Origin of the sequence: Xanthovirga aplysinae, from assembly GCF_009711365.1 — a bacterium.
In the GTDB taxonomy this organism is placed as follows: domain Bacteria; phylum Bacteroidota; class Bacteroidia; order Cytophagales; family Cyclobacteriaceae; genus Xanthovirga; species Xanthovirga aplysinae.
Genome location: NZ_SMMB01001192.1, coordinates 1 through 10780, shown reverse-complemented (window position 1 = coordinate 10780; position 10780 = coordinate 1). Strand labels below are relative to the sequence as shown.

Below are 10780 nucleotides of genomic sequence, written 5' to 3'. Positions count from 1 at the left end.
GAGGTCCAATTTTTTGGGGTGTCCACTTAATAAAATTACTTTTTTCATAGAAATAAACATTGGGTTGTATTTGGCTGAAGGCGCATAATCTAAGATTTCTGCAGAATTTCATTTGCTTCAATAAAAAAAATCAAAATTGTTGTAACAATTCGGGTATTTCGGATACTAATCTTTTGATGATATATTTATACATTGGATGAATGTTATAAATTTGATATTCAAAATAGAATTTCGTAATTCTCAATTATTTGATCTCTTTTAATTTAAACACAACCAAATTGGATATTCTAAAAGTTAATAGGTTATCAAAGAGTTATGCGGCTCACCAGGCTCTGAAAGAAGTAAGTCTAAGTGTCCCTAAGCAGTCTGTTTTTGGATTATTGGGACCAAATGGGGCAGGAAAAACAACTCTTATCCGAATAATAACGCAAATTATTGAAGCCGATAGTGGGGAGGTATTTATTGATGGAGAGTTGCTAAACTCTGTCCATGTGGGAAGGATTGGGTATTTGCCGGAAGAAAGGGGCCTTTATAAAAAAATGAAAGTGGCGGAGCAGTTAATGTATTTGTCCCGTTTAAAGGGTCTTTCTGCCTCGGAGAGTAAAGAAAGAATCAAATTTTGGCTTAAGCGTTTAAATATTTACGAATGGTGGAATAAAAATGTGGAAGACCTTTCAAAAGGAATGCAACAAAAAATTCAGTTTATTGCCACGGTGTTACATGAACCCAAATTGATCATTTTGGATGAACCTTTTTCTGGATTTGATCCCATCAATGCCAATTTGATAAAGGAAGAAATTCTTCGGCTACGTGACAAAGGGAGTACTATTATTTTTTCAACTCACCGTATGGAGTCAGTTGAAGAGTTGTGTGACCATATTGCATTGATAAATAAATCTCAAAAAATATTGGATGGTAGTAAGAAGGAAATAAAAGAATCCTTTCGTAATCAAACCTTTGTTGTAAAACATCAGGGTAAATTGGAGCAGCTCAGTGATGATTTTAGCATTTTGGGTAGCAGTCCTTTGGAAGAAGATCATTTTACTTCCACTTTAAAAATCAATAATGGAAGTACACCAAATAGTCTTCTACAAGAACTAATTGGAAGGGTAGAGGTCACCGCTTTTAATGAGAAAGTACCTGATATAAATGAGATATTTATTCAAACCGTTGAATCTGAAACTCATGTTTAAAAGATTTGATCAAATGAAAAGCTATTTTCTTTTGCTTAAAGCTAAATTCAAAAAATATAGAAGCTTATTGAGTCCTTTGGTATTCGGAATCCTGCTGGTTCCACTGTGTTATATGGTGATTTTAGACAGTCATTCATCTAGTACTCCAGAGCGAATTGGGAAAATAACAACCTTTCATCCTTTGCAAGCTGTACCCTTTATTTCAAAAGAGGTAGAGAAATTTAAAAAGTTGGCAGATACACATTTAAACTATAGGTGGTTTCTTGAGGAATTGGGAGTAGAAAAGAACATGTATTCTTTTTTTGAAAATGAAATTGATGCAGACAATCATTTGGCCTACACAGAAACTTCAAGTGCTTTTTCTGATAAGGTTCAAACAAAACCTAATTTATTGGAAAATGAATCAAGGAGGAGGAAATCGCAAAATAAAGAAGGTTCTTTTTCACAGATGGTTTGGGAGGAAACAGATGAAGAAATGGCTCAATCGGATTTTATGGATTGCCTTAATATGAAAGATCTGCGGATTTTTAAATTTGACTTTTATTTGGAGGGCTTATTACGATTTATCTTTAAATAACTTGAACTTACCATGAATAAAATATTACTAATAATTAGTAGGGAATACCTTAGCCGGGTTCGAAAAAAATCATTTATCATCATGACCTTTTTAGGCCCTCTTCTCTTTGCAGGGTTTACGGTGGTGCCAGGCTGGTTGGCTACTAGAGATAGCGATAAAGAATACCTGGTAGAAGTAATTGACGACAGTGGTTTGTTTACTGGGAAATTGCAGGATAAATCTAATATTCATTTTGAGTTTATTTCGCAAAAACTAGAAATGGCCAAGGAAAAGGTATCCGGTAAAAAAGATTATAGTCTATTGTATATTCCACCTATTAATATTGATGATCCTCAAGGAATAACCTATTACTCTGAAGGAAGCCCTAGCCTGGAAGTGGTAGGAAACATTAAGGGGACTTTACGTTCCCAAATTGAGGCCATGAAGCTAAAACGGTCCAATCTTGATCAGGAAACCATTGACCAGTTAAAAACAAAGGTTTCTATTGAAACGATAAACATGAGTGCTGAGGGAGAGAAAAAAAGTAGTGCGGGTCTGGCAACTGCAGTAGGGTACATAGGGGCCTTCCTGATGTATATGTTTATATTTTTGTATGGTGCTCAGGTGATGCATGGCGTTATAGAGGAGAAATCTAGCCGGATTGTAGAAGTAATCATTTCTTCCGTAAAGCCTTTTCAGTTGATGGCTGGCAAGGTGTTTGGTATTGCAGCCGTTGGTCTAACCCAATTTTTATTGTGGGCTATTCTCACAGGTGGAATTACAACAGGAATTTCTACCTATTTAGGGGGAAACCAGGTAAAAGAATTGGAATTAGCGCCTACAACTGAAGTACTTGCCCAGGCCGGACCAGAAGGGAATAAAAATATATCTAATTCAGCTGCTAAAATCATGCAAAAGGCCTTTGATACTTTGGAAAGCGTAAATTTGGCTAAGGTGGCTTTTTGTTTCTTCTTTTTCTTTTTAGGGGGATATTTATTATATGCTGCTTTATTTGCAGCAGTTGGTTCGGCCGTAGACTCCGTAGCTGATTCCCAACAATTTATGTTTCCCATCACCATACCTTTAATATTTTCTATTATCATGCTTACAGCTGTTTTAAGAGAGCCTGATGGAACTTTGGCAACCGTTTTATCATACATTCCATTTACATCTCCTGTGGTAATGATGATGAGGATTCCATTTGGGGTAGCGGATTGGCAAATTGCACTTTCAATGCTTTCTCTTGTTCTTGGGTTTGGTTTTACCACCTGGGTGGCAGGTCGAATTTATCGAGTGGGCATTTTAATGCATGGCACGAAGGTCAATTACAAGGTATTGGCAAAGTGGTTTCTGATGAAGAACTAGAAAGGGGGTCAAGCAAACTTCCTGGTTAGATGGGTTTTTTATTTCAGCGAACTTTCTTTAAAAATGGTTCAGGTGTTTCACCTGAACCATATCTCCTCCATAAAGTAAACTGTTGAGCTTTTTCTTATTTTTTGTGAAAATCCAATAACCTTCCCAATAAGTCTACATGAAATTCAATCATTCCTTCCTGATAATCCTGATTTCTATTATTTTTTATCAACCATTAATTGCTCAAAATCAAAGGATTAAAGGGGTTGTGTTGGATGAGAAAACTGGAGAACCCTTACCCTTTGTGCATATACAATTAGAGCAGGCGTTCGGGAAAGCGCTCTCTAATGTGGAAGGGGAATTTGAAATAAAGGCAGATGTTGGTGACCGAATGCTTTTTTCTTTTGTGGGGTATGAAAAAAAATATGTAGAAATTGAAAATGGAAAATATTTTTATGAGGTCAGTTTAAAGGAATCTACCACAAAACTCGATGCGATTTTTGTTTTTGCCGGAGAGAATCCCGCTCACCGCATTATTAGAAAAGTCGTAGAAAATAAAAAAAAGAATGATCCCACAAAATATGCGGCCTACCAGTACAAATCCTACAATAAAATTCAGATAAGTCTTGAGAAGTCAGAGGATCTGGATAGTCTATTGTTGACTAAAAAAAGAGTTCGAAAGAAAGATAGTGCGGCCCTCAGGCTCAATAGTATGTTTGAGGATAAATATTTGTTTTTCTCCGAATCGATTACTCAAAAGAAGTTTTTATATCCTTCCAATAATTATGAAGAGATTTTGGCTTCTCGAGTTTCCGGTTATAAAGATCCCTGGTTGACGGCTGTAGCTACCGATTTCCAACCCTTTGGTTTTTATAGGGATTTTATCCCATTAATGGAAAATCGCTATTTGAATCCTGTTAGTAAGGGAAGTACTAAACGATACGAGTTTGTTTTGGAAGATAGCCTGGTTAACGCTACTGATACCACCTATATCATTTCCTTTGAGCCCAAAGCTTCTAAGGGTTTTTATGGGTTGAAAGGCCTCTTGTATGTTAGTTCCAATAATTATGCTATTCAGAATGTGATTGCAGAGACCTTTGACCCAAACAGTCTGGGCACCATGAAAATTGAACAGCAATATGAATTCATACAAAATAAGTGGTTTCCAACCCAGTTTAATTTTAATATTCGTTTAGGACTCCCGTCAATTCCGCAGAGGGTGAATTATAGTGGGAAAAACTTCTTTTACGACATTGATCTTTCCCCTCCTTTAACAGCCAAAGATTTTAGTCAGACTACATTAAGCATTTCGGATCAGGCAGGGAAACAGGAAAGGGAATTTTGGCAAAACAATCGTCAGGATAGTTTAGATGCGAAAGAATTAAATACCTACTTCTATTTAGATTCCATTGGCGAAAAATATAATCTGGATCGTATTATGAAGCTGGCAACGGCTTTTCAAACACAACGATTGGGAGTCAGTAAGTTGGAAGTGATGTTGGATCGATTATTAACTACCAACGCCTATGAAGGTTTCGCTCCGGGAATGGGCTTGCAAACAAAAGAAACATTTTTAAAACCATTTACACTCTCTGCTTATGGTCGCTATGGCTTAAAAGACGAAGCCTGGAAATTTGGGAGTAATTTACGCCTTGATTGGAATAGAAGATTGAATTTTTATACAACTCTGTCATATGAACAGGAGTTAAAGGAAATTGGTGGAAGACCTGTGGGGAACCAATATTACTCCATTAATCAGTCTCTTCGAAATATTATCAGAAATAAGGTGGATAGTGTTTCCAGGTTTACACTCATCACAAATATCAGACCTTTCTCACTACCCGTTAATTTGTTTTTTTTAGCTTCCCAAAGTAAAGAAAACCCGACCTACACCTACACATATGATTCCGAGGAATTCTCAAAAGGGAACAGTTTTTATTTTACAGAATTTAAGTTGGGAATTAGCTATCGAAGAGGTGAAAAGCTCTTGGAACTAGGTCAAAAGCAATTGCTTTATGGTTTCAAAAGTCCAATGGTCAATTTGCAATTGACAAAAGGTATGCCTCAATTGCTTAATGGGGATTGGGATTATTGGAAAGTTGATTTTAGCTTTCAGCATGCTTTTCCTTTAAGAGGGCTTGGGAAATCAAAGTTAGGCATTTTTGGAGGTTGGATATCTGGACATGTTCCTTATTCCCGATTATATGGAGGAATGGGAGGAGGAAGGGATAATATTTTCCTTTTGGACAATAGCTTTCAAACCATGGATTTGTATGAGTTTACCAATAGTGAATACCTAAATGTTTTTTTGCAGCATAATTTTGGGCGTTTAATTCATCGGGCAAAGTACTTCCGTCCTGAATTGATCTTTGCACAAAATATAGGGTATGGTACATTAAAACATAAAGAATTGCATGATCTTCCTCTGCTTAGAGATATGGAAAAGGGTTATTTTGAAAGTGGCTTATTATTAAATAACCTTATTCGCCTTAAATATATGAATATGTTTTATTTTGGTCTGGGAGGAGGGGCTTATTTCCGTTATGGGGAATACGCTCATGATGAATTTTCGGAGAATATGGTCTATAAATTGACTTTTAATATAGGTTTCTAGTTCTAAATAAATAATTGCCTGGATTGGTTCCATTGAATTTTTTTGTCTTCTCCATAATACGTGTGCTGGTTCGGGTAATTTATTTTAGGAACTATTGTGACTGTCCCTATGGGTTAAATCACTTCTTTAAGTATTCAACTATAATTTTTGCATATCTTTAGGAGTTCTAAAATTAGGAAAGCTGTAAGGTGAGATTTAGATAAATTTGTCATTAAGCATAATTACAATTAATTGGCGCCTGTAGAGATATTCTTCAAAAGGAAAGAAAAAGACATAATATTCCTTTTTCTCATTAAAAAGGAAGAAAAGACTTTAAATGTGGGGTAGCTAACCAACCATTTGTTTTGAAAAATGATCTTAATTTTGATTTTTCTCAAATTAAATCACGGTTTCTTAGGACAGGGTAAAGATGCTAAAAAAATATCCAGAATCACTATTAACTATTCACTTTTAACTATTAACTAAAAAAAGGTCCTTCAAAATTTTTTATGAAGCAATCAAACCGAGAGACACAACAAAATACCATTTATAAGCATCGTTCTCGATTAAAGGTTTTAATTCTTGTTATTTCGATGATCATAGGTTTAGCTTCTGTTTATTATACCAATGATTTGGTGAAAGAGTTGAAAGTCAGTGAACAACGTTTTGTTAATTTGTTCGCCAAAGCAATGGAATCAATTGTTCAGGGGGGGGCTGAGATTAGCAATGACCCTTTTCAGGAATTAATTGTGCAAAATTATACTATTCCATTAATCTGGGCTGATAGCGAAGGAAATCCTATTGCCATGAGAAACCTGGGTAAAATAGAGCAAATGCCGGAAGGGGAAGAGAAACAAAAAAAATTGAAGAGGGAGTTGCAGGAGATGAAGGAAGAACACGAGCCCATAAAGGTTACAGTGAATGGTCCGGATGATCCTTTTGAGGTTTATCAATACATCTACTATAAAAACTCCGTGATGTTGACCAGGCTTCAATATTATCCATATGTTCAATTATCCGTAATTGGGGTTTTTGCCGCTTTAGTTTATTTGGCTTTTAGTTACTCTAAAACAGCAGAGCAAAACAGGGTTTGGGCTGGACTAGCAAAAGAAACTGCTCACCAATTGGGAACACCATTGTCTAGCCTTATGGCTTGGATAGAATATTTGAAAATGGATCCCAATATGGATCCTTCTGTAATTGAGGAGTTGAACAAGGATATTCATAAATTGGAAATGATTACCTCTCGTTTTTCAAATATTGGTTCGGTACCGGTTTTAGTGGAGGAAAATATGAATGAGGTAATTAGTAGTACGATTGCCTACTTGGAAAAAAGGTTATCTTCAAAAGTGAAAATTACACTGCATGCAGAACAGGACCCAATTTTTGCCTCCATCAATAAGCCTCTTTTTGATTGGGTAATAGAAAACCTTTGTAAAAATGCTGTTGATGCAATGAAAGGTAATGGAAGAATTGATATAAATTTACAGAGAAGTCCGGACAAAAAGGTAATTATCGATGTAAGTGATACGGGGTCTGGTTTACCAAAATCCAGTTTCAAGCAGGTGTTTCAACCTGGCTTTACCACTAAAAAAAGGGGGTGGGGACTTGGTCTTACTTTAGTAAAAAGAATAGTAGAAAATTATCATAGGGGAAAAATTATGGTAAAATCCTCAGATCTCAATATTGGGACTACTTTTCGTATTATTTTGAGCCCCTGATGGTAGGCATGGAAAAAAGGAATTTTTGTAGCATATTTTTGCAATAAACAATTTATCAGTTAGTTTTGCAGTCTGAAAAATTAATACGCTGATAACCTATCACAAAATATTTTAAAATGGCAAATATTGGCAAGATTACCCAGGTAATTGGTCCTGTTGTCGACGTAAGTTTTGACACAGAAGGCGCTACATTACCGAAGATCTTCGATGCTTTAGAGGTTACGAAAGAAAACGGCCAGAAAGTCATTCTGGAGTGCCAAAAGCACCTTGGAGAGGACAGAGTAAGAACCATTGCAATGGACTCTACCGAAGGATTGGTAAGAGGTGCGGATGTTGTGGATACTGGAGCTCCTATTTCAATGCCTGTTGGAGACGATATCAAAGGACGTCTTTTCAACGTGGTTGGAGAAGCAATTGATGGTATTAAACAACCGAAAGGAGATAAAAGACGTGCCATCCACCAGGAAGCTCCACATTTTGATGAGCTGTCTACTTCTACTGAAGTACTGTACACGGGTATCAAGGTAATTGACTTATTGGAACCTTATGTAAAAGGAGGTAAAATTGGTCTGTTTGGTGGTGCCGGTGTAGGTAAAACCGTATTGATCATGGAGTTGATCAATAACATTGCCAAAGCTTACTCAGGACTGTCAGTATTTGCTGGTGTAGGAGAGCGAACACGTGAAGGAAACGACCTTTTACGTGAGATGATTGAATCCGGAGTAATCAAATACGGTGAAGCTTTCGAAAAGGATATGGAAGAAGGCGGATGGGACCTTAGCAAAGTGGATGAAGAGGATTTAGGCAAATCTCAAGCTACTTTAGTATTTGGTCAGATGAACGAGCCTCCAGGGGCACGTGCTCGTGTAGCACTTTCCGGATTGGCCGTTGCCGAGTACTTCCGTGATGGTGGAGAAGAAGAACAAGGGAAAGATATTCTTTTCTTTATCGATAATATATTCCGATTTACACAGGCTGGATCTGAGGTATCTGCCCTTTTAGGTCGTATGCCTTCAGCAGTAGGTTACCAGCCAACGTTGGCAACGGAAATGGGAGCCATGCAGGAGCGAATTACTTCTACTAAGAAAGGTTCCATTACATCGGTGCAAGCTGTTTATGTACCTGCCGATGACTTGACTGATCCTGCTCCGGCAACAACTTTTGCCCACTTGGATGCCACAACGGTATTGTCACGAAAAATTGCCGAATTAGGAATTTATCCTGCCGTGGATCCTCTAGATTCTACTTCAAGAATTCTTTCTCCCGATGTATTGGGAGAGGAGCACTATGGTACTGCTCAACGAGTAAAAGAGTTGTTACAGCGATACAACGAATTGCAAGATATTATTGCTATCTTAGGTATGGACGAGCTTTCTGAAGAAGATAAGCAAGTCGTTCACCGTGCCAGAAGGGTACAGAGATTCTTGTCACAGCCATTCCACGTTGCTGAACAGTTCACTGGTTTAGAAGGAGTGTTGGTAGATATCAAAGATACTATCCGAGGTTTTAATGAGATCATGGATGGTAAGCACGATCACCTTCCTGAGGCAGCCTTCAACCTTGTAGGATCTATTGAAGAGGCAATAGCTAAAGGAGAAAAACTACTGGCAGAAGCCAAGTAATTGAAAAGCCTGAATGGTTTTACCAGTAGTGGATTTACTTCACTGTTGGATTTAATCGGCTTGATTGATAAAATAAAAGGTGAAAGATGGGAGATTCCTCTTCTGTCTTTTATCTTGTCAAAATGAAAAAACGCATGTTTTTAGAAATCATAACGCCAGAAAAAAAAGTCTTTGAGGGAGAAGTAGATTCCGCTAAATTCCCAGGAAGCAAAGGTGAATTCCAGGTATTGAACGATCACGCCCCATTGATTTCTCCTTTAGGAAAAGGGTTAGTGACGTACAAAGATGGGGATGAAGTAAAAGAACTGCTGGTAGATGGTGGTGTAGTAGAAGTGCTACATAATAAAATTATTGTGCTGGCCGAATCTGCTCAAGCCTAAGATATATTCTTTTAAATGATATTGTTTTAAACCTCTCCTTGGAGAGGTTTTTTTGTGCCTTCTTCCTACTTCACAACTTTCTCAGTCTTCAATGATCTTATAATTGCTTGATTCTGAGATATGATTCTTACAAAATCTTAGGGAGGAAAATAAGGGATCTATTAACCTTTTACTTTCAGTCAAATAATCTCAAAAAATTATTCTTATTAGATAAAATAGAATAATGTTCAACCACCTTTTTCCTACTATTTTTCCCCACTTTAATCCTTAATTGCTCATCTTTAATGAGTTTTTCCAAGGCTAGATACCACTCCTCTTTGTTTTTGCAAAGATACCCATCAATTCCATGAGAAATGATAGTGGTATTTACCCCAACAGGAGAGGCTATTGCTGGAATTCCCAATGCCATGTACTGCAAAGCTTTGAATCCACATTTTCCCTTTGCCCATTTATCATCGGTAAGCGGCATTACGCCAATATTAAAATGGAGCAGGTCATCGATTTCCGTTAATTTATTCCAGGGTTTGTAGGTGAGGGATTTTAGGGGTAAGTCTGGTTTTTGATTTGAAATCACCGAGAATTCAAAATCATATTTTCCTTCCAGTTTCTTTATTATTGGAACCAGTACCTTTAAGTAGCCCATGGTGGAATGGGTTCCTGTCCACCCGATGACTATTTTTTTTCCATCCTGCTTTTTGATTTGATTATGCAGATTTTCGGTGTCAATAGTGGTTGGATTAAAGACGACCTGTGGATTGAATTGCCTTGCATAATCCCCCAGATAGTCATTCCCCACACTTATTTTATAGCTCCATTTACAAATCTTATCCACTTTTTTATGCCATTTTAGTTTTGCGGCAAGCTTATTTTGTTGGGAAGAATTAGATAACCAAATGGCATCATCGAAATCATAAATGATTTTCTTTCGAAAGACTTTAGCAATCAGCCATTCAAAAATAGGGGGACCAATAGGGCTGGCTTCCCGGTGGATAAATACCACGTCATAATTCCTTATTCCAAACAGCATGAGAAGCCTGTTCCCAAATCCCTTCAGTATTCCGGTAAATTTTAGAAAATTATACCCCTTTTTGTAAAGTATACTCCAAGTTTTATTATTAAGAAAACTAGCAATGTGATAAGAGTGGCCAGAGGCTTCTAAAACCTCTAAATACTGTTCATAGCGAAAACGTTGCGAAGGTGCTTGTTCTGAAGGGTAAGGGACTAAAAAAAGTATTTTCATTTGTAAGTTTACAAAAAATGATAATTTCCACGGTAAAAATAAAGGAATTAATTGGTAAGTTTTATTAGGAATTATTTTAAAATTCATTTTTTAAGAAAAGTAGATAAATAATGATGAAAAAT

8 protein-coding genes are annotated in these 10780 nt (G+C 36.8%); 7 read left to right on the top strand and 1 reads right to left on the bottom strand.

From position 1 onward, the window contains the following. The first annotated feature begins 278 nt into the window (after nucleotides 1–278). From E1171_RS16275 to atpC, 7 genes are all read left to right on the top strand, one after another. Nucleotides 279–1193, top strand: a complete 915-nt coding sequence (locus E1171_RS16275; RefSeq protein ID WP_155207111.1) for an ABC transporter ATP-binding protein — start codon at nucleotides 279–281, stop codon at nucleotides 1191–1193. A gap of 13 nt (nucleotides 1194–1206) precedes the next feature. Then, nucleotides 1207–1770, top strand: coding sequence for a hypothetical protein (locus tag E1171_RS16270; RefSeq protein WP_155207110.1), 564 nt, complete (start codon nucleotides 1207–1209; stop codon nucleotides 1768–1770). A 12-nt stretch (nucleotides 1771–1782) separates the two neighbouring features. After that, nucleotides 1783–3114 (top strand): ABC transporter permease, encoded by a 1332-nt coding sequence (locus E1171_RS16265; protein WP_155207109.1) that lies wholly within the window; start codon nucleotides 1783–1785, stop codon nucleotides 3112–3114. Nucleotides 3115–3280: 166 nt separating this feature from the next. Further along, a complete protein-coding gene (locus E1171_RS16260) occupies nucleotides 3281–5716 on the top strand; it encodes a DUF5686 family protein (RefSeq protein WP_155207108.1) in 2436 nt (811 codons plus the stop codon). A gap of 488 nt (nucleotides 5717–6204) precedes the next feature. Beyond that, nucleotides 6205–7416 (top strand): sensor histidine kinase, encoded by a 1212-nt coding sequence (locus E1171_RS16255; protein ID WP_155207107.1) that lies wholly within the window; start codon nucleotides 6205–6207, stop codon nucleotides 7414–7416. Between the two features lie 116 nt (nucleotides 7417–7532). Next, nucleotides 7533–9038, top strand: a complete 1506-nt coding sequence (atpD, locus tag E1171_RS16250) for a F0F1 ATP synthase subunit beta (RefSeq protein WP_155207106.1) — start codon at nucleotides 7533–7535, stop codon at nucleotides 9036–9038. 134 nt (nucleotides 9039–9172) lie between these two features. Beyond that, nucleotides 9173–9418: an ATP synthase F1 subunit epsilon gene (atpC, locus tag E1171_RS16245; protein ID WP_155207105.1), complete on the top strand. Its 246-nt coding sequence runs from the start codon at nucleotides 9173–9175 to the stop codon at nucleotides 9416–9418. Nucleotides 9419–9593: 175 nt separating this feature from the next. On the opposite strand, the gene E1171_RS16240 is transcribed toward atpC, so the two are convergent. After that, on the bottom strand, nucleotides 9594–10658 hold the full coding sequence (locus E1171_RS16240) for a glycosyltransferase family 4 protein (protein ID WP_155207104.1): 1065 nt from the start codon (nucleotides 10656–10658) through the stop codon (nucleotides 9594–9596). Between the last annotated feature and the right edge of the window lie 122 nt (nucleotides 10659–10780).